Source organism: Pseudonocardia sp. TRM90224 (assembly GCF_021245725.1).
Lineage (GTDB): Bacteria > Actinomycetota > Actinomycetes > Mycobacteriales > Pseudonocardiaceae > Pseudonocardia.
This window is the reverse complement of sequence record NZ_JAJGSX010000032.1, coordinates 52,710-77,244: the sequence shown is the minus strand read 5'-3', so window position 1 is coordinate 77,244 and position 24,535 is coordinate 52,710. Positions and strand designations below refer to the sequence as shown.

The following is a 24,535-nucleotide window of genomic DNA, read 5'->3' as shown; positions in this document are numbered from 1 at the left end:
GATCCTCCTCAGCGCAGGTAGAGGCCGCCGTTGGCGTCCCAGCAGGCGCCGGTGACCGAGGCGGCGTCGGGGGAGGCCAGCAAGGCGACCATCCGGGCGACGAACGCCGGGTCGCCGAGGCGGCCGACGGGGATGCCGGACCGCAGCGCAGCCACCCCGTCCGCGCCGAGGAGCGCGAAGACGGTCTCGCCCTCCTGCGGACCGGGCGACACGGCGTTGACCGTGACCCCGCGCGCGGCGAGGTCGCGGGCGAACACCTTCGTCGCGGTGAGGACCGCACCCTTGGACGCCGCGTAGTGCGCGCCGGTGGCGGTACCGCCGTTCTGCCCGGCGAGCGAGGCCATGTTGACGATCCGCCCGTACCCCTGCTCGGCCAGGTGGGTGCCGAAGACCTGGCAGGCCCGGAACGTGCCGCCGAAGTTGATGTCCATGATGACGTCGAGCTCGTCCGGGCCGATCTCCATCAGCGGGGTGGCCTGGGTCCGTGCAGCATTGTTCACCAGCACGTGCACCGCGCCGAACGCCGCGAGCACGTCACGCAGCAGCGCGGCCGGTGCCGCCCGATCGGCGATGTCCACGGGGAACGCGCGGGCGCCTTCCAGCTCCTTCGCCAACGCCTCGGCCTCGGCGCCGTCCAGGTCGGCGATCGCGACCCGGTAGCCGTCGGCATGCAGCCTGCGGACGATCGCCTCGCCCAGCCCCCGGGCGCCGCCGGTGACCACCGCGACCTGCGGTTCTACCGGGGCGCTCACAGCAGGAACCCGGCGGCAGGCACCGCAGACCCGCTGTCGACGAGCCGGACGATCTTCTGCACGATCTGGTCGCCCGCGGGGCTGTCAGCGGACAGTCGGATGCGGTGGACGAGGTCGGCGGCCCACAGGTCGTGGCGCTCGCGCTTGTAGGCGACGAGGATCTGCGCGGAGCGTACGACGACCTCGTCGCCGGACATCGACTCCGACACCGACTCCGGGACGAACCGCGACACCGTGCGGACGGTGCGGGCGGCGTCCACGGCGGCGATGGCGTGCCCCTCCGTCATGCGGGCAACGCGCATGCGCCGCATCCGGGCGTCGTCGTAGACCATGTTGAGGATGTCGTCGAACCGCTCGGCCTCGGGGTCGATCGGGATCACGTAGAACCCGTCGTCGGTGTAGAGGGCGTTCCAGCTCTCATAGGCCTTGCGATCGAGCAGCTCGGCCTCGCGCCAGATCAGCTCGATCGCGCGGACGACCCGCGGGTCGGTGGTCGGGATCGGCGCGGCGAGGGCCTCGGCGATGGGCTCAGTCATCGCTCATCATCGCCTTCCACTGCGCGTAGGCGGCGCGCATGCCGGTCTCGTCGGTGACGTGCGAGGTGGGCCAGCCCTCGGGGCTCGGCTTCTCGCGGGCCAGGCCGCGGTTGACCAGGATCGGCATCGCCGGGGCAGCGGCGGCGCCGCGCTGGACGCGGTCCCAGCCCTCGGCGTCGTCCGGGGTGCCGAAGCCGAACGGGCCCTGGAAGTGCTCGTGGATCCGCAATCGCGCGCGGTTGACGGAGTCGAGCTCGGGCGGGCCGTCCGGGCCGATGGCCACGTGCTCGATGCGCGTCTCGTTCACCGAGACGGGGCGCAGGACGCGGAAGAACGCCGCGGACATCGACACGTTCGGGAAGAGGTTGAGGTTGAACCCGGTGCCGTGCATGGCGCGCACGACCTTGCGGACCGCTGCCTCGTCGAGGCTGCCAGACAGGTGGGCGACGAGGTCGGCGAAGCGGGTCTGCAACGGCTCGGAGCCGTCGTCGGCGTCCAGGTCGGAATGCGTGGGGACCATCTGCATGACGCTGTTGCCGTGCCCGAGGTCGTGCGTGGTGCACGTCGGGTCGGTCATGAACGACATCATGTTCGCGGTCTCGGCGTCGACCGACGCCATCCACGAGCGGTGCACGATGGGGAAGTGGTAGCCATCGGTGGTGTTCTCGAGCTGGATCTTCCAGTTGCCGCGGAAGGTGAACCGGTGGCGGCCCAGCACCTTGATCGGGTAGCCGCCGCCCTGCTTCATGAAGCGGTCGATCCACAGGCCCGCGTCGCCGAGGAACTCCTCCAGCGGTTCGGCGGCCTCGTCAAGGGTCGCGAAGATCATCCCGCCGTACGACTCGGTGCGCAGCTTGCGCAGCGACAGGTCGCCCTTCTCCATGACGCCCTCGTAGCCGTCCGGGTAGGGGATGCCGCGCAGCGCACCGTCGAGGCCGTAGGACCAGGCGTGGTAGGGGCACGTGAAGCCGTTGACCTGCCCGCTGGGCTTCTCGCAGAGGCTCGCGCCGCGATGGCGGCACCGGTTGAGCAGCGTGCGGACGACGCCCTTGCGGTCCTTGGCGACGATCACCGGCTGGCGGCCCACGAACGTGGACACGAACGAACCGGGCTTCGGCAGCTCGCTCTCGTGCGCGACCCAGATCCAGGCCCGCTCGAAGATGCGGCTCATCTCCAGCTCGAACAACTCGGGGTCGGTGTAGAGGCGGGCGGCCACGCGGTCGGTGCGGACCAGGTCGGCGGGCATGGTGCCCAGCACGTCGTCGATCATCGCTGCGCCCCCCTCGCGGGGAGCGTGACGTCGTCGCGCACGGTCAGCGCCCGGCCGATCCGGGCCTCGATCTTCGCGAACCGCCAGAGCTTCGCGTCCCCGTCGCCGACCGGGGTGGTGCGCAGCAGGTTGCAGGCGGCCTTGACCGTCTCCTGCGTGTCGACGTCGGCGAGCAGGTAGCAGGTCCACGGCCAGCCGTCGGAGGGGCCGACCATGTGCGCGTCGTCGTCGATGTCGCCGATGAAGTCGACCCCGGGCAGGGCCTTGACGCCGTCCATCATCGCCACGAACGCCTGCCAGACATGGCCGGTCGTGATGCCGTCGGTGGGGAGGTCGAAGAAGTTCTGGTTGATGCCGATGCAGAACAGCACCCGCAGTGGCGCAGCCATGAAGATCTCCTGTCAGCGGAAGCCGGGTGTGGTGGCGGGCAGGCCCATCAGGACCGCGCCGGCCGAGTCATAGATGGCGGGGCCGAGGAACGCGTGCTGCTTGGGCACGAGCGCGTCGCCGAGCAGCCGCTGCAGCGGGTGCGCGGTCCCGATCGGGGCGGTGCCCGACACCTCGACCAGCCCTGCCACGACGTCGGACGCGGTCTTCGCGAGGTGGGCCGAGGCGAGCCGCAGCTCGGCGTTCTGCTCGTCGGTGACCGGGTCGCCGGTGAGCACGCTCTCCCACGCCTGGCCCGTCGCCTCGTAGAAGAACGCGCGGGCCGACCGCAGCGCCGCCTCCCCGCGGGCGACCTCGGTGCGGTAGTAGGCGCGATCGGCGAGCTTCGGGGCGCCGGTCACCCCCGCGTACCCGGCGCCGACCTCGCGGGCGTGGTCCAGCGCGGCGCGGGCCACCCCGGCGCCGACGACGGCCAGCACCTGCGCGGCGTAGGCGATCGTGGGGTAGCGGTAGAGCGGCTCGTCGACGGTGGGTTCACCGCCCCGCACGAACGTCCACTCTCGGGCGACCTCGGCACCGTCGAGGACGAGGTCGAACGACCCGGTGCCCTGCATGCCGACGACGTCCCATTCCTGGACGATCTGCACCTGCTCCGGGCGCAGCACGGCCGTGCGGGGCTTGCCCGCGGACGCATCGTCGCCGGGCATCCCGACGCCGAGGACGTCGGCGCCCATGCAGCCGCTGGCGAACTTCCAGCGGCCCGAAAGCCGATAGCCCAGCTCGGTCTCCTCGCCGCGCTTGGGCGGGAACAGCGCGCCGGCGAAGACGACGTCCGGGCCGTCGGCGAAGATCTGCTCCTGCGTCGCGATCGGTAGCGCCGCCAGGTAGATCTGCGCGGAACCGAAGCTCGCTACCCAGCCGGTCGAGCCGTCGACCTGCGAGATGCGCTCGATGTCTGCGAGGAACTCGGCGGGCGGCAGCGCGTCGCCGCCGAAGCGGACGGGGGTGGCGGCGCGGTAGATGCCGGCCTGCTTGAGCCGCCCGACGAAGTCCATCGGGACGTAGCGGAGCTCGCGGAACTCGTCGCGGCGGTGTACCAGCTCGGCGAGGACGTCCGTGAGCGGGACGCGGTCGGCGGCGGGAGTAGTGCGTTCCGCTGATTCCTGGATGCGCAGCATCGCTCCTCCGTCGTCGTCGTGATTGCCGATTTCGACAGTAGGAACGGCGCGGGGCAGCCGGAATCAGAACCATCCGTGCCCGGAGTAGGGGATTTCTTCAGCACGGGTCCCGCGGCGGGCGACCTACGCTGGGCCGATGTCGGTGGACCCCAGCGCGCCGGAGATCCGCATCGAGGACGTGCTGACACTCATGGACGCCTCACGGACCTGCGTGCTGGTGCACGACGCCGCGACCAAGAACATCCTGTGGGCGAACCCGGCTGCGTGCGAGCTGCTGGGCTGGAGCGTCGAGGAGCTGCGCCCGCTCAAGGCCAACCACATGAGCAGCACCGCCCCGCAGTACCACCGGGTGCTCGGCCGGGCCTGGTTGCAGGAGGCCGTGGAGCGGGGCAGCAGCCGGATCGAGTGGCACTACCGGAGCCGCAGCGGGCGGGTGGTGCCCACCGATGCGCTGGCCGTGCGGGTCGAGCTGTCGCAAGGGCCCGCGGTGATGGTCCAGTTCCGCGACATCGAGCGGGAACAGGCGACCGAGATGGCCCTGCGCCGCACGACCTCGTCCATCGACGCGCTGGCCCGGCACACGTCGACCATCGCGTTGACGCTCGACTCGTCCGGGACCGTACGGTTCGCCACCGACACCGCGCTCGCCCTGCTCGGGATGGTGCCCGAGGAGATGGGCCGCCAGCTCGACGAGTTCGGCACCCTGCGCGCGGCCGGCCGGCCCGCCGTCTGGGCCGACCTCGTCGAGCAGGCCGACCCCATGATCGCGGTGCAGCTGCAGGTACCGCGCACTGGAGATCATCAAGGGGGCGACGCGGTGTGGTTGGAGGGGACCCTGGAACGGCTCGCCGAACCGGACGGCGACGGCCTGCTGATGATCCTGCACGACGTGTCCGGGCGGGTGATCCGCGAGGCCCTGCGCGAGCGGGAGCTGCAGCGCGAGAACTACCAGGCCCGCTACACCGCCATGGGGGACATGGCGATGGCGATCGCGCACGAGCTCGGGCAGCCGCTCGCCGCGGCCGGGAACTTCCTGGCCGGCACCACCCGCCACGCCGGAGCCCTCGAGGAGGAGGGGGCGCTGTCGGCCGAGTCGGCCGACCGGCTCCGCTTCGGCATCGGCAGCGCCGTGCGCCAGATCGACCGGGCCAGCGCGATCGTCGGGGCGCTGCGTGCGTTCGTCGGGCACCTGGAGCACACCCGCCAGGTCGTTGACCTGCACGACATCGTCGACGAGTGTCTGTATTTCGTCCGGCTGCGCGCGGCCGACCCGCAGGTGCGGGTCGTGGTCCAGCGCCACTGCGGGCCACTGCCCGCGGTCTGCGAACGGGTACTGACCGGGCAGGTGCTGCTCAACCTGTGCTTCAACGCCATCGACGAGATGGCCTGCTGCGCGCCGGAGAAGCGGGAACTGGTGATCACCACGGAGCTGCGCGACGGGGAGGCCGCCCTGACCGTCGACGACCGCGGCCGCGGCCTGCAGTGCGACCCGTTCGCCGCGTCGTTCACGTCGAAGGAACAGGGCAGCGGCATCGGGCTGGCGCTCAGCCACCGGATCATCACCCGTCAGCACGGCCGGATCTGGGCGCACGCCCGCCCCGGCGGGGGATCGACGTTCGGCTTCGCGTTGCCGCTCTCGGTCGACCACCGGAACGGGTAGGGGAAAACCTCAGGGGGTGCGGAGGAACTCTCGATATCGGCCCCGGCGCGGCGGCCCTACGTTTCGAGGCGCAGGTGATGATTCGACAGTCCAGGAGGAGGAGCAGTGTCCGAACCGACCCGGACCCAGTCGGACTTCCGCGCGGCCATGGCAAACCTGTCGGCCGCCGTCAACGTGGTGACCACCGACGGCCCTTGTGGACGAGCGGGGATGACGGTGAGCGCGGCGTGCTCGGTCACCGACTCGCCGCCGACACTGCTTGTCTGCGTCAACCGGTCCAGTCGTTCGCATGCCGTGCTGGTCGGCAACGGGCGGCTGTGCGTGAACGTCCTGGCCGGCGAGCACGAGGACCTGGCGAGGCACTTCGCCGGTGCCGCGAAGGTCCCGCCTGCCGAGCGGTTCACCGACGCCCGGTGGGACCTCACCGGCTACGGCGTGCCGGTGCTGCGCGGTGCCGCCGCCGCCGTGCTCGGCCGCATCCGGGGGCGCCGCGAACTCGGCTCGCACTCGGTGCTGTTCGTCGACGTCGAGCAGGTCCGCACCCAGGACGGCGGCGGGGCGCTGGTCTACTTCCAGCGGCGCTTCCACAGCCTGGGCACCCGGCCCGCCGCATGACCGTCGGCAACCGCATGACGATGACCTGCTACACCGACACCCACGGCTTCGGCTGGCGCCACGTCGACCTGTTCGTGCACGACGCCGAGGGCCGCGAGCTGAACTGGGTCCATTGGCAGGTCCCCGAGGACGGTCCCGAGGCCGCCGACGCCGCCACCGCACGCGTCGAGCCGGGGCTTCGCCGGACCTCCGAGTGGCGGCACGGCATCGGACCTAGCGGGATCCACTTCTGGGTCGCCGACGCGGAGTGGGTGGACGTGTGAACGAACGGAGCCGTCCGTGGTCGTTGCGCGGCCTGGTGGACGACCTCGCCGCGGGCCGCACCACGCCCGCCGCCGTCCTGCAGCAGGTCCGCGAACGGGTCACCGCGACCGAGCAGCGGCTGCGGGCATGGGTCGTCCCGCCCACGGAGGTGCCGGTCGAGCCGGGATCGTCGGGCTCGCTGCGGGGAGTCCCGCTGGGGATCAAGGACATCATCGACGTCGCCGGCCTGCCCACCCGATGCGGCTCCGGACTGCGCGGATCCGCCGGCCCGGCGGAGGCCGACGCTGCCATCGTCGCCGCGTGGCGGCGCGCCGGGGCCGTACCGGTCGGGAAGACCGTGACCACCGAGTTCGCCTACTTCGCGCCGGGGCCCACCGACAACCCGGCCGCTCCGGGCCACACCCCCGGCGGATCGTCGAGCGGCTCGGCCGCGGCCGTCGCCGCGGGGCACGTGCCGCTCGCACTCGGTTCCCAGACGGCGGGCTCGGTGACCCGTCCCGCGGCGTTCTGCGGGGTTGCGGCGCTCGTCATGACCCATGGCCGGTTCCCGGTCGACGGAGTGACCGGGCTCGCTCCGAGCCTGGACAGCCACGGGCTGTTCGCCGCGCGCGTCGACGACGTGGCGCTCGCGTTCGCTGCGCTGACCGGGGAGCCCGACGCCGGCCGCACGGATCCGGTCCCGCCGCGCCTGCTGTTCCGGGCCCCCGACGCCGTCGACCCGGAGATGCGTGCGGCACTGGCCGCGGCGCGGGAACGCTGGGTCGCGGCCGGCGCGGTCGTGGACGAGCTCCCGTCACCGGAGCTCGTCGACGCGTTGACCAGCGCCCATGCCGTCGTGATGGCGGCGGAAGCCGCGATCGAGCGCGCGGCGGAGGCGGGCAGGTCCACGGAGTTGAGCCGTCCGCTGGCCGACCTGCTGCGCCGCGGGGCTGCTACCGATCCCGCCGATCTCGCCCGAGCGCGCCGGGTGGCGGGGGAGGGGCGCACGCGGTTCGGCGAGCTGCTCGCCTCCTACGCCGCCATCGTCGGCCCGGCCGCGCTCGGCCCCGCTCCCGCGGGGTCGGCGACCACCGGCGACCCGGTCCTGAGCAGGCCCTGGCAGCTGCTCGGCTTCCCCGCCCTCACCGTCCCGGGGCTAGCCGCACCGGACGGCCGGCCGCTGGGGGTGCAGCTGATCGGGGGTCCGCAGGCCGAGACCGCGTTGCTGCGGACGGGGGCGTGGGTGGAGGCCCACTGACGCAGACCTAGCAGAGGTCGAGGCGTCGTCGCAGGTTCGGCCTCACACCTCGACGCCGTAGGTCAGGACGTCGCGCACCAGCACCGCGAGGCTGTCCACGCCGGTCTTCGCCTTGATCCGCGCCCGGTGCACGTCGATCGTCTTCACGCTGGTGCCGAGCTTGCGGGCGACCGCCTGGCTCGCCTTTCCCTCGATCACCAGCCGCAGCACCTCCCGCTCCCGTTGGGTGAGCCCGGCGATCCGGTGTTCCACCGCGCGCCGCTCGGAGTCGGCGACGAACCGCTGCCGGGCCTGCGCCTGCTGGTGCTGCACGACCTCGAGGATGCGTTGCGGGTCGTACGGCTTCTCCAGGAAGTCCACGGCCCCGCCGGCCATCGCGCGCACCGACATCGGGATGTCGCCGTGCGCGGAGCAGAAGATCATCGGCGCCGGGTAGCCGCGCCGTTCCAATTCCTCCTGGAGCTGGAACCCACTCATCCCGGGCATCCGCACGTCGACGATCACCACCGCTGGTTCTGCCGGGTCGAACTCGGCGAGGAACGTCGGGGCATCCGGGTAGTCGAGGGCCTGGATCCCGACGCTGGCCAGCAGGTACCGCAGCGACTGCCGCAGATCGTCGTCATCGTCGACGATGTGCACCACCGTCTCGCCGACCTCGGCCGGCATGCTCACGGCCGCATCAGGACCGAACCGGCGGGGAAGGCGCCGGCCCAGCCGTCGGGCAGGGACGCGACGAACACGTTCTCCGTGCGGGTGCGCGAGATCCGCCACCGCCCGTCGACCCTGCGGAAGGTGTTGTTGAGCCTGCTCGATCGCAGCACCGCGGAGCCGTCCGCGAAGAGCCAGGGCTGCACGTGGATCCACTGCCCGGTCGCGGTGTCGCCGTCGACGTGGATCTGCTCGGACGTGAGGTAGTGGGCGTTGAGCACCAGAGCAGGGTCGCGCTCGGCCGACCAGAACCCTTCGAAGTGGGTGCGCACCGCGGCGGCTCCCTCCGCCCGTCCGAACTGGCCGTCGTAGTACTCTCCCACGCCCTCCCAGACGGCGTCGTCCGTGTAGAGCTCCATGATCAGGTCGATGCGCGCGGAGTCGTCGGCCACTCCGAACTCCGGCAACGGGGTGTCGCACAGCCACATGTAGCGGGCCTGGAGGCGGCGGATGTCAGCCTCGGCTTCGAGGACCTCGACCCTGCGGGTGAGGGCAGCGATTGCGGCGTCCATGTCCGGGTGTCAGAGGATGACGGTGACGGTCTTGGACTCGGTGTTGGCGAGGATCCCCTCGTAGCCGAGCTCGCGGCCGATGCCGCTGGACTTGACCCCGCCCCACGGCAGCTGCGGCGCCAGCGGCGACCAGCCGTTGACCCCGACCGCGCCCGCCTGCAGGGCGGCCGCGACCACGTGCGCCCGCCGCACGTCGGCGGTCCACACCGTCGCCGCGAGCCCGTAGCGGTTGTCGTTGGCCATGGCGATCGCCTCGGCGTCGTCGTCGAAAGGGATGACGGTGCCGACGGGGCCGAAGATCTCCTCGCGGGCGATGGTCATGTCGTTGGTGCCTGCGAACACCGTGGGCGCGACGAAGTGACCAGGCCCCTCCGGTGCGGTGCCACCGGTGACCAGAGTGGCCCCCTCTTCACGCCCGCGCCGCACATAGCCGAGGACCCGATCGCGCTGCGCCGCGTTGACGAGCGGCCCCATCGTCGTGCCCGCGTCCATGGGGTCGCCGAGCACCTGGGCCCGGGCCGCCTGCTCGAGCCCGTCGAGCACCGCGTCGACGATCGAGCGGTGCACGAGGATCCGCGTCCCGGCCGCGCAGACCTGGCCCTGGTTGGTGAACAGACCCAACGCCGCACCCTGCACGGCCGACGCGAGGTCCGCGTCGTCGAAGACGATCTGCGGGGACTTGCCGCCCAGCTCGAGCGTCGTGCGGGTGAAGTTGGTGGCGGAGTTGCGCAGGATGCGGCGGCCGACCGCGGTCGATCCGGTGAAGCTGATCTTGTGCACCCCGGGGTTGACGACGAGCGCCTCGCCGGTCACCTCGCCCGGGCCCGGGAGAACGGCGACGGTGCCTGCCGGAAAACCTGCCTCCTCGATCAGCCGCGCGAGGTGCAGGATCGACAGCGAGGCGTCCTCGGCCGGCTTGACGATCACGGCGTTGCCGGTCGCCAGCGCCGGCGCCAGCTTCCAGCCGAGGATCATCAGCGGCGCGTTCCACGGGACGATCGCCGCGATGACGCCGATCGGCTCCCGGCGGGTGTAGGAGTGGGTGGGTGCGCCGAAGTAGCCGTCGGTGCCCAGTAGCTCGCCGTTGATCTTGTCCGCCCAGCCGGCGTAGTAGCGCAGTGACGCGACGAGGTTCGGCACGAACAGCCCTTGGGCGATCCTGAGCGGCACCCCCATCTCCTGCGCCTCCAGCGCGGCGAGCAGCGCGGTGTCCCGCTCGACCAGGTCGGCCAGTGCGTGCAGCAACGCGCCCTTGGCCGAGGGCGGAGTGGCGGCCCAGGCGCCGCGCAGGGCGCGGGTGGCGGCCGCAACCGCACGGTCGACGTCGTGTGCGTCCGCCGCAGCGACCTCGGCCATTGACTCGCCCGTGGCCGGGTTCAGTGCGGCGAAGGTGCCCGCGCCGCCATTGGTCCAGGCGCCGTCGACGTACAGCTTCGTGATCGGGGACAGCGTGCTCGTCATGGACGTGCTCCTCGTGGAGGGGAGACCTGCGCAGACACCGGTCGGGTGCACCACGGTCCGTCCTTGCGGCAAGGCAGGGCAATTGGAGGAACTACCTATGGCGTGTCGGGATGGCGGAGGTGGCTGCAGTCCGCGCAGTGTTCTCAGGCTGGGCATCAACGTGGCCTGGGTGGAGTTCCCGGCGGCGGTCGCCGGCTGCTCGCACACCACCTCGCGTAGTCGCACACCGACTGAGCACCCGTCAACTTCGCAACGGGTTGCTACCGCCAGTTGTGGGCCGTTCTCGCGCCGGATGTCGATTCCGGCGGATCCCGGTTGTCGTAGTGACGACCGAGCAGAACGAGGAGGATCCGAGTGCAATACATGCTGATGATCTGCGGTGTCGAGGGCGCGCAGCCCGATCTGGCCGACCAGGGCGGATACACCATCGAGGAGTGGCTCGGGGAGATGAGCCGTAGGGGCGTGTGGCAGCAGGGCGATCGGCTGCGCCCGACAACCGAGGCGGCCACCGTGCGTGTGCGCAACAACGAGGTGTTGATCTCCGGCGGGCCGTTCGCCGAGACCAAGGAGCAGATGATCGGCTACGACCTGATCGATTGCACAGACCTGGACGAGGCGATCGAGGTGGCGTCGAAGCACCCGGTCGCCCGCTTCGGGATGATCGAGGTCCGGCCGGTCTGGCCGATCGACGAAGAATGACCGCCGCGGTCGCCGGGCCACTCCGTCCGGAGCGGGGCGGGGTCGTCGCCTCCTGATGGATGGGCGTAGCCCGCCATTGGGGTCCACCCGGTGCGCGCCCGCTCCAGCGGTCAGGCTCACCGCCCTCGTCCCGGCGCAGCGTGGTGGTTTGGCTCGGGCTTCCGGATCCCATGGTCCGTGCAGGCAGGAAAGTTGTGCAACCAATTGGTTGCCGTATAATTGCGAAGAGAAGGAATCCGATGTCTGAGCCGCTCCTGCTGCTGCCCCTCGCCAGCCATCTGTGCGCCGAGGCGGTCCGCCGCCAGGTCGACCCGACCGCGCCACTCGAGCCCCACCGGCCCCACCGGTCGTTCCGCCCGGTCCGGCTGGCCCGAGCGACCGCCGCGGTCGTCCTGCAACGGGCTGCCCGGGCCGTGGCACCTGGGTGACGTGAGCGAAGGCGCCAGGATCGCGCCAGCGCCGCCGGTGTGGCATGCCGCGGCCGACGACGACGGCGTACATGCGTTCGCCACGGTGGCGAGCCGGAGCCGATGCGCGCGGACCTCCTCGTTGCCGCTGAGCCGGCGGAGACCGGCCACCTGATGATCCAGTGGTGTGCTCGTGGTTCAGGCCTGGGACCGCTGCAGCTGCGTGGCGGCCAGCTGGGCGTAGAGCGGGTCGTCGGTGATCAGCTCGGTGTGGGTTCCGGTGGCCCGTACCCGTCCTGCCTCCAGCACGACGATCCGGTCCGCACTGGTCACCGTGGACAGGCGGTGCGCGATGACCAGGACCGTGGTGTCGCGGGCGATGTCGGCGACGAGGTCGAGCAGCGCCAGCTCGGTGAGACCGTCGAGGTGCGCGGTGGCCTCGTCCAGGAGCAGCAGTCGGGGCCTGCGCAGCAGGGCGCGGGCGATCGCGATGCGTTGCCGTTCGCCGCCGGACAGGCGGGCGCCGCGGTGCCCGACCGGAGTGTGCCAGCCGTCGGGCAGGCGGGTGAGGAGGTGGTCGAGCTCGGTGCGGGCCAGGACGTCGTGGATGTCGTCGTCGGTGGCGTCGGGCGCGGCGAAGGTCAGGTTCTCGCGCAGGGTTCCGGCGAGCACAGGGGTGTCCTGCTCCACGTAGCCGATCGCGGCCCGCAGGTCGGGCAGCGGCCAGTCGCGGACGTCCGTGCCGTCGACGAGGATCTGCCCGCTGGTCACCTCGTAGAACCGTTCGATGAGCGCGAAGACCGTCGACTTGCCGGCACCGGACGGGCCGACGAAGGCGGTGATCCCGGCGCCGGGAGCCGCGAAGCTCACGCCGCTGTGGACCAGGGGTGCGCCCGGTCCGTAGCGAAAGGAGACGTCGTCGAAGCGGACCGACGCCGGACCGTCCGCTCTCTGCGCACCGGACACCGGCGCGAGGGGTTCGATCGCCAGCTGCTGGGCGTGGTCGATGCGGGAGATCGCGGCCGCGCCCTCCTGGTACTGGGTCGCCGCCTCGACGAGCTTGGCGACCGGCTCGATGAGGTAGAAGAGGTAGAGCAGGAAGGCGACGAGGGTGGACGCGGGGATCGCACCGGACGCGACCCGCATCCCGCCGACCGCGAGGACGGCGAGGAACGCCAGCTGCACGGCGAGCTCGTCGGCCGTTCCGGCGATGGCCTCCCACTTCGCGCTCCTCACCCCGTGCCGCCATGCGCGGTGCGCGGCCCGGTCGACGGCGGCGGTCTCGCGCTCCTCGGCGCCGGACGCCTTCACGGTGCGGAACGCGCCGAAGACCCGCTCCAGCATCGAGGAGATGTCCGCGACGGCTTCCTGGGAGCGCTCGGTCGCTTCACCGATCTTGGGCATGAGCAGGGCGACGGCCCCGCTGGTCACCATGACCACGCCGAGGCTCACGGCGAGCAGCACGACGTCGAGGGTCGCCATCAGCGCGATCGCGGCGACCAGGGTCAGCGCGCCGGTGGCCGCGGACACGACCGCGCGGGTGGTGACCGCCCGCAGCAGGGTGGTGTCGGAGGTGACTCGGGACATCAGATCGCCGGGCGGGACCCGCTCGACCTCGGCGAGACGCAATCGCAGCAGCCGTCCGATGAGGGTGCGCCGGGCGGCGAGCACGACCGACTCCGCCGTCCGCTCCAGCACGTAGGCGCCGAGCGCCTCGAACGCGGTCGCGATCAGCACCAGCGCGGTGAGGGCCAGCAGGATCCCCGTGATGGTGTCACCGGCGGAGAGCCGGTCCAGCAGTTCCTTCGTCGCGAGCGGCTGGAGCAGCCCGCCGGCGGCCCCGGCGAGCGAGAGCAGGAGGCCGAGCGCGACTGCTGCGCGGTGCGGCTTGATGTAGGGGTAGAGCGCCCGGAACGTCCGACGGGTGGACCGGGTCTCGGCGTGCGTCGTCGACGGGGCTGGAGCGGTGGTCACGGAAGTCCTGTGCAGATCGGGTTCGGTCGGGTCGCCGATCGGCGACCTCACCCGATTCTGTGTCCGGAGCCCGCGTCGCAGAATCCGGCAACGGTCCCGTCCGCCCCCGCCGGTCGGCGGGGACAGCCTCCGCCGACCGGGTCGATCAAGCCGAAGCCTGCCCGATGCCCGGACGGCCCCGGGTCGACGACAGTGACTTGGTGGATCAGATCATCAAACGTGCGCCGGAGGCTCCTCCTCCCGTCGGTGGCCCGCCCGCGCGGGACACCTCAGCTCCGTCGATGGCGAGGTTGGCCGGGGTGGACCTGGCCCGCGCGCTGGCCGTCTTCGGCATGTACACCGTGCACATCGGACCCCCGCTGGGAGCGGTGGACGGCGTGGCCGGCTGGTTGCGATACCTGGCCGACGGTCGTTCGTCGGTCCTGTTCGCGACGCTCGCCGGGTTCTCCCTGGTGCTGATCGCGGGCCGGCTGGAGCCGAAGACCGGGCTCGCCGGGCGGCAGGCGAAGGTGCGGATCGCGATCCGCGCCGCGATCCTGCTGGCGCTGGGCACCGTGCTGGCGATGGCCTACGGGGACGTGGTGATCCTCGCCTTCTACGGGGTCTACTTCCTGCTGGCCATGCCGCTGCTGCGGCTGCGGGCCAGGACGCTCGCAATCATCGCGGGCGTGCTCGCGGTCGTCACCCCGCAACTGGCGTTCGTGCTCAGGTCGCTGCTGACCGAGCCGGTCACGGCGACGATCAACGCCTTCGACCCGCTCAAGAAGCTCTCTGACGTGGGTGTGCTGGATCTCCTGCTCACCGGGCTGTACCCGACGATCACCTGGATGCCGTTCGTGATCACCGGCATGGCGCTGGGCCGGCTCGACCTGGTGGCGCGCACGGTGTGGCCGCGGCTGGCCGCGCTCGGCGCTGCCCTGATGGCGGTCGGGTACGGGACGCCGTATCTGGCGGCCATGGTGTTCGACGGCGCCGCCGCGGCGCTGGCCGAGCAGAGCGCCGCCATGCTGAAGATGGGCATGGACTCGGGACCGAAGTCCTTCGACTCCGGTTCGGGCATGATGCGGCCCGACCAGCTCGGCTCGCCCTGGTCGCTGCTGACGGCAGGACCGCACAGCGGCACGACGTTCGACATCATCGGCAGCCTCGGCGTCGCGATCACCGTGATCGTGTGCGCGACGGTGGCCCTGGACCGGTTGCCGCGGCTGCGTCGCCTGGCCACCCCCGTCATCGCCGTGGGCACCATGTCCCTCACGGCCTACGTCGGTCACTTCGTGGTGTCGTCGCTGGTGTCGGTGCCCAAGGGAACCAGCACGCAGGACAGCTGGGTGCCGCTGATCTGCTTCGTCGTCGGCGTCACCGTGTTCGCCTGGACCTGGACGCGGTTCTTCCGCCGGGGGCCGCTGGAGTACCTGCTCCACGCCGCCACCATCCCGGCGAAGTACGTCAGGAGCGGCGCGCGGTAGCGGGCAGGCGCAGGACGAGCCGGAAGCCGCCCTCGTCGGCGGGCCCACTGGTGAGGGTGCCGCCGACGAGGTCGGCTCGTTCCCGGAGACCGACGAGTCCCTGCTGCGAGCTGGGCAGCCCGAGCGGGCGGCCGGTGGCCCGGCCGTTGTGCACGGTGACCTCGATGTCCGGGCCGTCCCGCACGACCCGGACCCGGACCGGCGCGCCCGGCGCGTGCTTGCGGGCGTTGGTCAGGCCCTCCTGGACGGTGCGGTAGACCGCGCGCTGCGCGTGCCGGTCGAGGGCGTGGTCGAGGTCGGGGTCCTGCTCGAGGGTGACGCCGATGCCGGAGCTCTCGACCAGTGCGCGCAGCTGCGCGAGCCCGGGTTGGGGTTGCAAGGGCTGGCGATCCGAGTTCGGCGTGCGCAGGACGGCCACCATGTGTCGGAGCTCGTCGAGGGTGGAGACGCCTAGCTCACGGATCGTGCGGGCGGCCTGCCGCGTGGTGTCGTCCGGGCCGCCGATCTGCAGCGCTCCGGCCTGCACGGCGATCAGGCTGACCTGGTGGGAGACGACGTCGTGCATCTCGCGGGCGAGCCGGTTGCGTTCGCGCTCGAGCACCTGGGCCTCACGGAGTTCCTGTTCGGCACGGTGGGAGTCGTCGAGCTCGCGCAGCTGGCGGCGCAGCGTCTCCCGAGCGCGCACGAGCTGGCCGAGCGCGGCCGGCGCCGCGCCCTGCAAGATCCCGTAGACCAGCTCGATCAGCGTTTCGCGATCGAAGAACGGTTCGCCCGGGACGGGGAACTTGACCGCGAAACCGATGACGGTGACCGTGGCCGCTGCGCCGACCACGCGCTTGCTGTCCGACTGGCGGGACAGGCTGTAGAGCGCGATGAGCGTCGCGATCAACCCTGACGAGGTGATGAGCCCGGGCAGCGTCGCCAGGAAGCCGAGCCCCGGCCGGTGCCGCCGCACGAGCAGCCCGGCGAGCGCGAGCCCGGCGGTGAGCCACGGCCAGACGCCGTCGGACGAGGTGGTTTCGAGCAGGGAGTCCAGCGCGGCGGCGCCGAGCAGCCCGGCCTCCGCGAGCACGGACCACGCGGTGCCCCACCGGCGTGTCGTCGGAGCCGTCACGGGATGGCGCCCGGTCGGGGTCGTTCCAGCCCTGCGAGCTGGGCCAGCAACGCGGCCTGCACACGGCTGGTGACGTCGAGCTTGCCCAGGATGGCGCTCACGTGGTCCTTCACGGTGCTGGCGCTGAGGAACAGGACGCGTCCGATCTCGGCGTTCGACAGGCCCTCTCCGATCAGCGCCAGGACATCGCGTTCGCGCTCGGTCAGGGCCGCGACGCGGGTCTCGGCGTCACGGCGCCCCTGGTCCCGGCGCCCGGCGAGGATGGGGCGCGTGGCGCCGGGGGAGAACACGACGGCGCCGGCCGCAAGGGCCCGCACGGAGTGGATCAGCTGTTCCGGGTCGGTGTCCTTGAGCAGGAACCCGGCCGCGCCCGAGGCGAGCGCCTGCTCGATGTACTCGTCGGTGTCGAACGTGGTGAGCATCGCGACGATCGGCGGGTCATTCGACGCGAGGACCCGTTCGAGCACTGTCAGCCCGTCCACCTCGGGCATCCGGATGTCGAGCAGCACCACGTCGGGTCGGGCCAGCCCGATCTCGCGGACGGCGTCCACCCCGGTGGCCGTGGCGACCACCTCGATGTCGCCCGCTGCTTGCAGGATCATCGTGAACCCGGATCGCACGAGGGCCTCGTCGTCGATCACGACCACCCGGATCATGGCTTGCTCCTTCACGTGCGGCATCTCCGCGGTGCTCATCCTGCTCGACCCGTCACCGCGTTCGGCGCCAGGTGGGCGTATGTGATGGCAGGGTTCAGCCGGACGTGCTCGGCGGAATGCCGGCGCGGTCGGCGATGTCGGGCAGCGCGAGCTGCAGCCCGGCCGTCGCGACCGTCCACGAATGACCGCCGGGCAGGACGAGGAACCGGACGCGCATCCCGGAGGCAGTGGCGACCTCCGCGAGCCGCTTCGCGCGAGGCACATCCGCGCCTTCGTCGGACCCGACGACGACGGTGCCGGACGTCCCGTCGTACCGGCGGGTGGCGAGCAGGTCCAGCGGGTTGACGGCGTGGAACCGTGCGGCGTCCCCGTCGAACAGCTCGCGGATGGTCTGCTCACGGGTGCTGATCGAGGGTTCGTCCTGCCCGCCGATATCGAGGAACGTGGGGTAGACCTCCGGCGCCCGCACCGCGAGCTGCAGCGCGCAGGTGCCGCCGTAGGAGAAGCCCGCGATCGCCCACCGGCTGGGATCGGGGTCGACGTTGAGGGTGCGCTTGGCCCAATCGGGCACGTCGCGGCGCAGGTAGGTCTCTGCGTTGCCGCGCCGCGAGTCCATGCACAACGGGTTCGCGAACCGCTCCCCGGTGGCGTCCGGGACCACGACCACCGGCGCGATCCCGTGGTGAGCCGCGGCGAACCGGTCCATCACGTCGACGAGGCGCCCGGCGGTGAGCCAGTCCCGAGGACCACCGGGCGAGCCGGCGATCAACACCAGCACCGGCAGCCGGGGCGCGTCGGGGACCAGGGCGGCCGGGGGGAGGTAGACGATGCCCGAGCGGGCGGAGAACCCCGACGTCGTCCCCGGGATCTGGACCTCCGCGATCCCGCCGCGTTGCGGCAGGTTCGGCGGCGGGCGCCAGCCGGCCAGCCCGACGACGTGGGCGGCCGGCCGCGGGACCTGGGCGAGGTCCACCGCGTTCGCTACGGAGATCCCCAGCGCCTCGCGCGTGGTGGGGTAGTACCCGTAGATCGCGTTGATCTTCACCCCGCACGTGGCGAGCACGAGCACCGTGGCCGGTACCGCGAGCAGGCGGAACAGCCGCCCCCTGCGCGCGAGGTGCAGACCAGCTGCCAGCAGGGCGGCGGCCGCGACGCCGGCCCACACGAACAGTCGCGCGGGGAGCGTGTCGGGGAACGGCCGCCACACGACGTTGAGCAGGAGCGCAGTCGCCCCGGCGCCCGCCGCCGCGACCCCCACGACGAGCGGCACTTCCCGTCTCCACCAGCGACGGTCCCGTGGCCAGGCGAGGAGGACGGCGGCGGCCAGACCGGCGAGCGAGATCGCCAGCGGCAGACCCCCGGAGAGCAGCGGCAGGTCGAGCAGCGACGACACCGCGCTGGTCACGGGGCCGCGCTCGTGGTGAGCCGGACCGCGAGGGGAACGGCCGTGCCGGCGAGTGCCACGAGGTCGACCCGCAGCGTCGCGAACGGCAGCACGCCGCGTTCGAACACGCCGATGACGGCACCGGACCCGAGCATCCCGCGCAACCGCGCCGGGTCGGTCAAGCCCGTCGCGCCGACGGCCACCTCGCGGCCGTCGGCCACGAGCCGCCAGGCATCCGCGGTGTCCGGGTCGTCGTCACGAGGGCGCGCGAACGGAACGAGGGCGGCGGGGAGCCTGGACTCGACGGCACCGGGTGCGGCGTGGGCACCGGCAGCGGGCAGGTCGGTGACCAGGTGGTCCAGCAGCTCCCGCATCGCCGGGGCGTCGGCGAGGGACTGACGCACGTGCAGCACCGGCCCACCGGGGGACCGGTCGATGTGGAAGAGGCGTTCGGCGGTGCCGTCGCTGCCCGGCCCGAACCCGCCGGTTTGCGCCGGGTGCCACGGGGGGAGAGCGGCTTCGGTGAACCCGAGCCTCAGCAACGTCTGCTCGGCGGCGTCGCAGAGCGGGTCCGCGTGGACGGGCCGCACGGACGTCGCGGCGAGCGTCCACCGGTCGGCGAGCACGGACAGCTCGCCGCTGCGGGAAGCGACGATCTCGCCGGTCACCACGACGAGGTCGTCCGGGCCGACGGTCGCCTTCCACGCAGATAGCGCGTCCGTGCCTGCGGTCGAAGCCTCGACGATGACCTGGATCTGCTGGGCGCCCGCCCGCACGGTTGCGAAGGCCAGCGCGCCGAACGCACGCCGCGCCCTGATCCGTCCGGCGACCGTCGCGGTCACCCCGGAATGCTCGTCACGACCCAGGCCGGCGTGCCGCCTGCGGAGCGCGGCGATGTCGTCGACCAGGCCGACGAGGCCGGGGTAGCTCGCCCGAACCTCGTCCGGCGCCGTCGGGTCCAGGAGGTGGACCTGGTGCAGGAAGACCTGGTCGCGCGGGCGGGCAGCGGTCGCGCGGTCTCCGCCCCCGTACCCCGGCACGTGTAGGAAGCCTTCGGCGAGGCCCGCGGCCACGACGGCCCGTGCGGAGCTGCCCGACCAGCACAGCAGCCGTGGTGCCCAGTCCGGCTCGAAGGTGCAGCTGAACGTGTGCAAGGACTCGATCTGCACGAAGGCCGACGTCACGCGCAGGACGGTGTGCCAGGCGCGCTCCACCGGACCGGCGCCCAGCCGGGAGCCGCTCTCCAGCGCCTCGCGGAACAGCACGAAGTTGAGCGACACCCGCCGGATCCCGCCCCCGGCCGCGAGGTGTCCGATCATGAACTCGACGATTCCCGCCGGCGCGTCCGCCGAGCGGCGCATCACATCCAGCGAGGCGCCGTCGCCACCCCACGGGGCGAAGGTCAGCAGGCCGCACGGGGATCCGTCCGGTGCGAAGGCCTCCACGATCAGGTTGTCGAGGTCGGCCGGGTCCGCAGTGCGGCCGGAGGCCATCGAGAAGCCGCGCTCGACAGAGCCGTGCCGCCACCGGTCCGCGCGCTCCGCGATCGCGGCGAGATCGGGACCGGGCACGTCACGGATGCGGCGCACCGTGGTGCGGTAGCCGTCTGCGGACAGGCGCCGCACCGCGCGCCGGACACGACCGGACCGTCCACCGGTGCGCAGCAGGCGGGCCAGGTCGACGACCGCCTCGTCCCCGATCCGCCGGACCCGCAGACCGTGCTCCCGGTACACCGCAGCCCCAACTTCGCTCGCAGCGAGGACGACCGGCTGCCAGCCGTAGCGCCGGGCCTCCACGAGCCAGGCCGCCACCGCGGACGGCCAGTCGTCCACGGGGCCGATCGGGTCACCGGCCGCGACCGACGAGCCACCGACCACCCGGTGGGCGACGGCGGCTCGGCCTCCTGCGCCGAACACGACCCGCTTGTCGCGTCGGGTCGCGAACCAGGCGAGCGAATCGTCGGAACCGTGCGCGGCGATCAGCGTGCGCAGCCGCAGCTCGTCCTCGGCATGTGCGGCTCGGCGGACCCGCACGCCGCGGAAGAACAGCGCCAGCGCCGCACCGAGCACACAGCCGCCTGTCAGGTCGAGGACGACCGGCAGCCACCCGGTCACCGCGTTTGGCCCGGCCAGTTCGAAGGTGCCTCCCGTGAGCTGGTCGACGACCCACACCAGGCGCAGCCAGGGGAGATGCGGCGACCCCGGCGTCGCGCCGGCGAGCGCCCACCCCGCCGCGAGGGCGGTGCCCAGCCCGATCGTCGCCGTCAGCAGGGCGGACGCCCACGATCCCGACGCGACCTGCGCGCCGAACGCGGACCGTCCCGCCACCAGCGCTGCGATCCAGACAAGCGGAACGACTACTTGCTCGACGCCGGACCCGCCCTCCGCGAACGCCGCGACGGCCGACAGACCGAGGAGCACAGCCAGGACCCACCACCCCGCGCGCTTGCCGGCGCGCAGTGCTGCCCCGAGCACGAGCAACGCCATCCCTACGACGACGCTCGGGCCCGTCGGCACGCCGACCATCCAGAACGCGTCGTCCACCACCCGCAGCGGGTCGGCGCCGACGACGACCTCGAGGAGCGACAGCGCCGCGGCGGCGGTCACGACGAGCGCCGAGAGGGTGCGCACGAACGATGCCGCTCGCGCCGCCACCGCGGGGTTCGAGCGGCTCGACGCCGGTGCCGTGCTCGACTCCACCCCGTAGGCGTCCACCATCTGCATCGCCGCTCCCTCCCTCTCCGGACGGCCTTTACCCTCGTGCACCGAGCGTGCGCGGTCAGCGGTCGGCGGGCTGCCGGGTCACCCCCATCGGGTCGGAATCACCCCCGCCGGTCGGCGGGGGATCCGGCCTGGTCGGCGGTCCGATTAAAGTCATGCCGCCCCCGATCCCCGACCTTGGAAACGTGCGACTGATGATCCCGATGATGTTGGCGGCTGCGGCCGCCGCTGTGCTGCGTTCGTTGATGGCGCAGCGGATGGAGCGGTGGAACGTGGGGGCGCCGGCGGTGATGGTGCTGGCCGGCGCACTGGCCGCGTTCACGGTCGCGGGGTCGGTGGCCGAGGCGTTGAACACGGAGGTCGCGCAGCACGCTGCCGAGGTGATCCTCGCGGTGCTGCTGTTCGTGGATGCGATCGAGGTGCGCCGCGGCCGGCTGTGGGGCCATTCGCCCGGGCTGGCGGCGCGGTTGCTGCTGGTCGCGATGCCGTTGAGCGTGCTGGCGGCGGTGGCGGTGGGGGTGCCGCTGTTCCCCGGCCTGGCGTTGCCGGCCCTGCTGGTGCTGGCGTGTGTGGTGATGCCGATCGACTTCGCGCCGAGCGAGCGGGTGGTGCGCGACCGGCGGCTGTCGGTGCGGATGCGCAGTGTCCTGAACGTGGAGGGCGGCTACAACGACGGCATCATCTCCCCGGTGTTCGTGTTCGCGCTGGCACTCGCGGCCGGCGGTGCACGGTCGGCGGCGAACCCGTTGGCGGCGCTGGGCACGGCGGTGTCGCATGCGGTGCTCGCGATCGTCGCGGGTCTGGTGCTGGGGTCGTTGCTGGGATGGTTGCTCGATCGCGCCGCGGGGCTGGCGTGGACGACCGATCAGTCGCGGCGGGTGGTGGTGGTGCTGGCGCCGTTGCTCACCTACGCGGCTGCGGTGGCGATCGGCGGCAACGGGTTCGTGGCGTCGTTCGTGTGCGGGATCGCCTTCCGCTACGTGCACCGTGCGCTGGTCGCGCGGCGGCTGCGGCGGCCGGATCACGTGCTGGTGGGCACCGGTCGGGCCGGTGCCGCGATGGGCAAGGACTTCGCGCTGCTCGAGGACGTGACCGCGCTGATGACGATGGTGATGTGGTTCGTCGTCGGGCTGGCGGGGGTGCCGTTGATCGCGCTCGTCGACCTGCCCATCGTGGTGTTCTGCGTGCTGGCGTTGACCGTGCTGCGCATCGGGGCGGTATGGGTGGCCATGCTGGGGTCGCGGTTGTCGGGGCGGGAGCGGTTGCTGCTCGGGCTGCTGGGACCGCGCGGGACGACGACGATCGTGTTCGGTCTGCTGGCGTTCAACGCGCTGCCCGACGGGTTGCCCGCGGACACGATCCTGCTCACGACCATCCTGTGCGTGGTGGGCAGCGTGGTGCTGCACGGTCTGGGGTCCTCGCCGGCGATCGCCCGCCTGACCTCGACATCACCGGACCTACGACACCCGAGCGCGCACACGACCTGACCCGCCGGTCGGCGACCGATCCCCAGCCAGGTGGCGGGGTGGTTCCGGCCCTCCATCGGTGGTTCCTGGTCCTCGATCTCCCGATCATGGAAGCAGACGACGGGAGGTCCCATGGACGCCAACGAACGACAGCTCATCCTCGGCCTCGCCGACCGGCTGCGGGCCGCGCAGCCGGTCGCGAAGGACCCCGGCGCCGCCGAGCTGATCACCTCGCAGATCGCGACCCAGCCCGACGGGGTGTACCTGCTGGTGCAGGCCGTGCTGGTGCAAGAGGACGCCCTGCGGACGGCCCAGGCGCGGATCGCCGAGCTCAGTGCGCCGGCGCCCGCCCAGCAGGGCGTCGCGTCGGGCGGCCTGCTCGGCAGCCTGTTCGGCAAGGGCCGCGAAGCTGCACCGGCCCCTGCGCAGGCGAACTCCTGGACCGGGAACCAGCCTGCCCCGGCGGCCGGGACGGGGTCTGGGGGCGGCTTCCTGAAGACCGCCGCGGCGGCTGCAGCGGGTGTGGCGGGCGGCGGGCTGCTCCTGCACGGCTTGACCAGTGCCTTCAGCGGTCCCCAGCACAGCCCAGCGGAGTCACGGGAGCCGGACTCGTTCGCCTGGGACAGCGGCGCGGACGACGACTGGTAGCCCTCGATGCGCGAAGTTCCCGGCCGTGGAGGCGGCCAACTCATGACATCGACACGAACGGAATCGACGACCCGCCCCGGCCTGGGCAGTGTGATCTTCCTCAGCCGCTGGCTGCAAGCCCCGCTCTACCTGGGTCTGATCATTGCCCAGGCGGCGTACGTCTGGCAGTTCGCGCTGGAACTGTGGCACCTGGTCACCAAGGTCGGCAAGCTGCAGGAAGCCGAGATCATGCTCATCGTTCTCGGCCTCGTCGACGTGGTGATGATCGCCAACCTGCTGATCATGGTGATCATCGGCGGGTACGAGACCTTCGTGTCGCGGATCCACCTGGACGACCACCCGGACCAGCCCGAATGGTTGTCGCACGTCAACGCCAACGTGCTCAAGGTGAAGCTGGCGATGGCCATCATCGGCATCTCGTCGATCCACCTGCTGCGTACGTTCATCCAGGCTCAGTCGCTGTTCGCGACCACGCCCCACGCCGGCCAGATCATCCTCTGGCAGACCGTCATCCACCTGACCTTCATCGCCTCTGCGATCGCCCTCGCGTGGATCGACAAGCACGGCCGGGTCAATGACACGCCGGCGAGCGCCCAGGTAGCCGTCGCGGCATGAACCGAGCGGACGGCTCGGGGCGCGAGTAGCCGACCCTCGACATGATCACGCCGACCTCCCCCGATCAAGATCGGGGGAGGTCGGCGTCGTTCGTGCGCGTAGCCACCCCCGGCGGTGGGCCCCGCCGACCGGAAGGGCGGTCCACGCCGATCGGGGGGTCGAAACCGAAATCCGATGGATGGTCCCGGAACGGCGGCGCGGAGACGATCTCTGCATGAACTTCTCACAGCCACCATTGCCGACGGCTCGACGTGATGGCCGGCTGGCCCGGGTGTGGAGCGCCGTTCAGTCGCTCGCCCCCTGGTTCCCGCTCGTGGCGAGGATCGCCATCTTCCTGGTCTACACCTGGTTCGGGCTGGTCAAGCTGACCGGCCTGAGCGGAGCCACTCCGCTCGCCGAAGAGCTGACCCGGCAGACGATCGGCATGGAGTACTTCGGGTTGGCGTTCACCTTGTTGGCCGTCATCGAGTGCATCATCGGCCTGTTGTTCGTCATCCCGTCCACGGTCCGTGTCGCCGTGGTCCTGATGCTCGGTCACCTCGCGGTCGTCTGCTCACCGTTGGTGCTCGTGCCGCACGCAGCCTGGATCGCTCCGCTCGTGCCCAACCTCGAAGGTCAGTACATCATCAAGAACGTCCTGCTGCTGGCACTCGCGCTCGGGATCAGCACCGCCTCGTGGCCCTCCGCCCGACGCGGAGCGCACGCGCTGACGCGGCCTGCGGCCGGCCCCGGCCCTGACCCGGATCGCACCGTCCCGGCCGGGGTCGTCAGCGACGACAAGGTCTCAGGCACGGTACGCAGGTAAA

The 24,535-nt window shown here is 72.0% G+C and carries 24 protein-coding genes; 11 read left to right on the top strand and 13 right to left on the bottom strand.

The features are described from left to right. Window positions 1-8: 8 nt before the first annotated feature. From LL648_RS32190 to LL648_RS32170, 5 genes are read right to left on the bottom strand one after another with little or no spacing between them, the layout of a single operon-like run. On the bottom strand, window positions 9-752 hold the full coding sequence (locus LL648_RS32190; protein WP_232666558.1) for an SDR family NAD(P)-dependent oxidoreductase: 744 nt from the start codon (window positions 750-752) through the stop codon (window positions 9-11). Next, entirely contained in the window at window positions 749-1,288 is a 540-nt protein-coding gene (locus LL648_RS32185; RefSeq protein WP_232666557.1) for an aromatic-ring-hydroxylating dioxygenase subunit beta, read from the bottom strand. Before LL648_RS32185 ends, LL648_RS32190 begins: the two co-directional genes overlap by 4 nt. Next, window positions 1,281-2,558, bottom strand: coding sequence for an aromatic ring-hydroxylating oxygenase subunit alpha (locus LL648_RS32180; protein WP_232666556.1), 1,278 nt, complete (start codon window positions 2,556-2,558; stop codon window positions 1,281-1,283). The genes LL648_RS32185 and LL648_RS32180 overlap by 8 nt, the downstream gene beginning before the upstream one ends. Beyond that, window positions 2,555-2,947 (bottom strand): hypothetical protein, encoded by a 393-nt coding sequence (locus LL648_RS32175; protein ID WP_232666555.1) that lies wholly within the window; start codon window positions 2,945-2,947, stop codon window positions 2,555-2,557. The genes LL648_RS32180 and LL648_RS32175 overlap by 4 nt, the downstream gene beginning before the upstream one ends. Window positions 2,948-2,959: 12 nt before the next feature. Then, entirely contained in the window at window positions 2,960-4,123 is a 1,164-nt protein-coding gene (locus LL648_RS32170; protein ID WP_232666554.1) for a flavin-dependent monooxygenase, read from the bottom strand. A gap of 136 nt (window positions 4,124-4,259) precedes the next feature. Here LL648_RS32170 and LL648_RS32165 point away from each other — a divergent pair, with 136 nt between their 5' ends. The 4 genes from LL648_RS32165 to LL648_RS32150 all read left to right on the top strand — a co-directional run bounded on the left by LL648_RS32165 (window position 4,260) and on the right by LL648_RS32150 (window position 7,899). Then, window positions 4,260-5,783 (top strand): PAS domain-containing sensor histidine kinase, encoded by a 1,524-nt coding sequence (locus LL648_RS32165; protein WP_232666553.1) that lies wholly within the window; start codon window positions 4,260-4,262, stop codon window positions 5,781-5,783. A 105-nt stretch (window positions 5,784-5,888) separates the two neighbouring features. Continuing rightward, window positions 5,889-6,398: a flavin reductase gene (locus LL648_RS32160; protein ID WP_232666552.1), complete on the top strand. Its 510-nt coding sequence runs from the start codon at window positions 5,889-5,891 to the stop codon at window positions 6,396-6,398. Further along, on the top strand, window positions 6,395-6,661 hold the full coding sequence (locus LL648_RS32155; RefSeq protein ID WP_232666551.1) for a hypothetical protein: 267 nt from the start codon (window positions 6,395-6,397) through the stop codon (window positions 6,659-6,661). Before LL648_RS32160 ends, LL648_RS32155 begins: the two co-directional genes overlap by 4 nt. Continuing rightward, window positions 6,658-7,899, top strand: coding sequence for an amidase family protein (locus LL648_RS32150; RefSeq protein ID WP_232666550.1), 1,242 nt, complete (start codon window positions 6,658-6,660; stop codon window positions 7,897-7,899). The genes LL648_RS32155 and LL648_RS32150 overlap by 4 nt, the downstream gene beginning before the upstream one ends. Before the next feature lie 42 nt (window positions 7,900-7,941). On the opposite strand, the gene LL648_RS32145 is transcribed toward LL648_RS32150, so the two are convergent. Genes LL648_RS32145 through LL648_RS32135 form a run of 3 tightly spaced genes read right to left on the bottom strand, consistent with a single transcriptional unit; the run spans window position 7,942 to window position 10,580 of the window. Further along, the gene (locus LL648_RS32145; protein ID WP_232666585.1) at window positions 7,942-8,565 is read right to left on the bottom strand and encodes a response regulator transcription factor; all 624 of its coding nucleotides are present in this window, start codon (window positions 8,563-8,565) and stop codon (window positions 7,942-7,944) included. A 2-nt stretch (window positions 8,566-8,567) separates the two neighbouring features. Next, window positions 8,568-9,119 carry a nuclear transport factor 2 family protein gene (locus LL648_RS32140; protein ID WP_232666549.1) on the bottom strand — a complete coding sequence of 184 codons (552 nt, stop codon included), beginning with the start codon at window positions 9,117-9,119 and terminating at the stop codon, window positions 8,568-8,570. Window positions 9,120-9,128: 9 nt separating this feature from the next. After that, window positions 9,129-10,580, bottom strand: a complete 1,452-nt coding sequence (locus LL648_RS32135) for an aldehyde dehydrogenase family protein (protein ID WP_232666548.1) — start codon at window positions 10,578-10,580, stop codon at window positions 9,129-9,131. A 363-nt stretch (window positions 10,581-10,943) separates the two neighbouring features. On the opposite strand from LL648_RS32135, the gene LL648_RS32130 reads away from it, so the two are divergent. Next, window positions 10,944-11,279: a YciI family protein gene (locus tag LL648_RS32130; protein WP_232666584.1), complete on the top strand. Its 336-nt coding sequence runs from the start codon at window positions 10,944-10,946 to the stop codon at window positions 11,277-11,279. 239 nt (window positions 11,280-11,518) lie between these two features. Then, a complete protein-coding gene (locus LL648_RS32125; RefSeq protein ID WP_232666547.1) occupies window positions 11,519-11,707 on the top strand; it encodes a hypothetical protein in 189 nt (62 codons plus the stop codon). Window positions 11,708-11,884: 177 nt separating this feature from the next. On the opposite strand, the gene LL648_RS32120 is transcribed toward LL648_RS32125, so the two are convergent. Beyond that, entirely contained in the window at window positions 11,885-13,660 is a 1,776-nt protein-coding gene (locus tag LL648_RS32120; protein WP_232666546.1) for an ABC transporter ATP-binding protein, read from the bottom strand. Between the two features lie 281 nt (window positions 13,661-13,941). Between LL648_RS32120 and LL648_RS32115 the strand changes: the two genes are divergently transcribed. Further along, complete coding sequence (locus tag LL648_RS32115; protein WP_232666545.1) at window positions 13,942-15,126, top strand: DUF418 domain-containing protein; 1,185 nt, start codon at window positions 13,942-13,944, stop codon at window positions 15,124-15,126. On the opposite strand, the gene LL648_RS32110 is transcribed toward LL648_RS32115, so the two are convergent. The 4 genes from LL648_RS32110 to LL648_RS32095 form a co-directional block, all read right to left on the bottom strand. Further along, a complete protein-coding gene (locus LL648_RS32110) occupies window positions 15,107-16,240 on the bottom strand; it encodes a sensor histidine kinase (RefSeq protein WP_232666544.1) in 1,134 nt (377 codons plus the stop codon). The two genes, LL648_RS32115 and LL648_RS32110, sit on opposite strands and share 20 nt — an antisense overlap. Further along, window positions 16,237-16,896, bottom strand: a complete 660-nt coding sequence (locus tag LL648_RS32105) for a response regulator (protein ID WP_232666543.1) — start codon at window positions 16,894-16,896, stop codon at window positions 16,237-16,239. The genes LL648_RS32110 and LL648_RS32105 overlap by 4 nt, the downstream gene beginning before the upstream one ends. Before the next feature lie 94 nt (window positions 16,897-16,990). Beyond that, the gene (locus tag LL648_RS45475; RefSeq protein ID WP_232666542.1) at window positions 16,991-18,301 is read right to left on the bottom strand and encodes an alpha/beta hydrolase; all 1,311 of its coding nucleotides are present in this window, start codon (window positions 18,299-18,301) and stop codon (window positions 16,991-16,993) included. After that, entirely contained in the window at window positions 18,298-21,003 is a 2,706-nt protein-coding gene (locus LL648_RS32095) for a phosphatidylglycerol lysyltransferase domain-containing protein (protein WP_232666541.1), read from the bottom strand. Before LL648_RS32095 ends, LL648_RS45475 begins: the two co-directional genes overlap by 4 nt. A gap of 191 nt (window positions 21,004-21,194) precedes the next feature. Here LL648_RS32095 and LL648_RS32090 point away from each other — a divergent pair, with 191 nt between their 5' ends. The 4 genes from LL648_RS32090 to LL648_RS32075 all read left to right on the top strand — a co-directional run bounded on the left by LL648_RS32090 (window position 21,195) and on the right by LL648_RS32075 (window position 24,534). Further along, window positions 21,195-22,487 (top strand): cation:proton antiporter domain-containing protein, encoded by a 1,293-nt coding sequence (locus LL648_RS32090; protein ID WP_232666540.1) that lies wholly within the window; start codon window positions 21,195-21,197, stop codon window positions 22,485-22,487. 111 nt (window positions 22,488-22,598) lie between these two features. Next, complete coding sequence (locus LL648_RS32085) at window positions 22,599-23,114, top strand: DUF2076 domain-containing protein (RefSeq protein WP_232666539.1); 516 nt, start codon at window positions 22,599-22,601, stop codon at window positions 23,112-23,114. 42 nt (window positions 23,115-23,156) lie between these two features. After that, complete coding sequence (locus tag LL648_RS32080) at window positions 23,157-23,729, top strand: TIGR00645 family protein (protein ID WP_232666538.1); 573 nt, start codon at window positions 23,157-23,159, stop codon at window positions 23,727-23,729. A gap of 214 nt (window positions 23,730-23,943) precedes the next feature. Next, the gene (locus tag LL648_RS32075; protein ID WP_232666537.1) at window positions 23,944-24,534 is read left to right on the top strand and encodes a hypothetical protein; all 591 of its coding nucleotides are present in this window, start codon (window positions 23,944-23,946) and stop codon (window positions 24,532-24,534) included. Window position 24,535 lies beyond the last annotated feature (1 nt).

Excerpts from the sequence above, each read along its gene's own strand:
- LL648_RS32170 (WP_232666554.1), bottom strand. The coding sequence starts at position 4,123 with ATGCTGCGCATCCAGGAATCAGCGGAACGCACTACTCCCGCCGCCGAC.
- LL648_RS32165 (WP_232666553.1), top strand. The coding sequence starts at position 4,260 with ATGTCGGTGGACCCCAGCGCGCCGGAGATCCGCATCGAGGACGTGCTG.
- LL648_RS32130 (WP_232666584.1), top strand. The coding sequence starts at position 10,944 with ATGCTGATGATCTGCGGTGTCGAGGGCGCGCAGCCCGATCTGGCCGAC.
- LL648_RS32175 (WP_232666555.1), bottom strand. The coding sequence starts at position 2,947 with ATGGCTGCGCCACTGCGGGTGCTGTTCTGCATCGGCATCAACCAGAAC.
- LL648_RS32075 (WP_232666537.1), top strand. The coding sequence starts at position 23,944 with ATGAACTTCTCACAGCCACCATTGCCGACGGCTCGACGTGATGGCCGG.
- LL648_RS32090 (WP_232666540.1), top strand. The coding sequence starts at position 21,195 with ATGATCCCGATGATGTTGGCGGCTGCGGCCGCCGCTGTGCTGCGTTCG.
- LL648_RS32125 (WP_232666547.1), top strand. The coding sequence starts at position 11,519 with ATGTCTGAGCCGCTCCTGCTGCTGCCCCTCGCCAGCCATCTGTGCGCC.
- LL648_RS32080 (WP_232666538.1), top strand. The coding sequence starts at position 23,157 with ATGACATCGACACGAACGGAATCGACGACCCGCCCCGGCCTGGGCAGT.
- LL648_RS32105 (WP_232666543.1), bottom strand. The coding sequence starts at position 16,896 with ATGATCCGGGTGGTCGTGATCGACGACGAGGCCCTCGTGCGATCCGGG.
- LL648_RS32155 (WP_232666551.1), top strand. The coding sequence starts at position 6,395 with ATGACCGTCGGCAACCGCATGACGATGACCTGCTACACCGACACCCAC.
- LL648_RS32140 (WP_232666549.1), bottom strand. The coding sequence starts at position 9,119 with ATGGACGCCGCAATCGCTGCCCTCACCCGCAGGGTCGAGGTCCTCGAA.
- LL648_RS32085 (WP_232666539.1), top strand. The coding sequence starts at position 22,599 with ATGGACGCCAACGAACGACAGCTCATCCTCGGCCTCGCCGACCGGCTG.
- LL648_RS32135 (WP_232666548.1), bottom strand. The coding sequence starts at position 10,580 with ATGACGAGCACGCTGTCCCCGATCACGAAGCTGTACGTCGACGGCGCC.
- LL648_RS32180 (WP_232666556.1), bottom strand. The coding sequence starts at position 2,558 with ATGATCGACGACGTGCTGGGCACCATGCCCGCCGACCTGGTCCGCACC.
- LL648_RS32185 (WP_232666557.1), bottom strand. The coding sequence starts at position 1,288 with ATGACTGAGCCCATCGCCGAGGCCCTCGCCGCGCCGATCCCGACCACC.
- LL648_RS32095 (WP_232666541.1), bottom strand. The coding sequence starts at position 21,003 with ATGCAGATGGTGGACGCCTACGGGGTGGAGTCGAGCACGGCACCGGCG.
- LL648_RS32145 (WP_232666585.1), bottom strand. The coding sequence starts at position 8,565 with ATGCCGGCCGAGGTCGGCGAGACGGTGGTGCACATCGTCGACGATGAC.
- LL648_RS32115 (WP_232666545.1), top strand. The coding sequence starts at position 13,942 with ATGGCGAGGTTGGCCGGGGTGGACCTGGCCCGCGCGCTGGCCGTCTTC.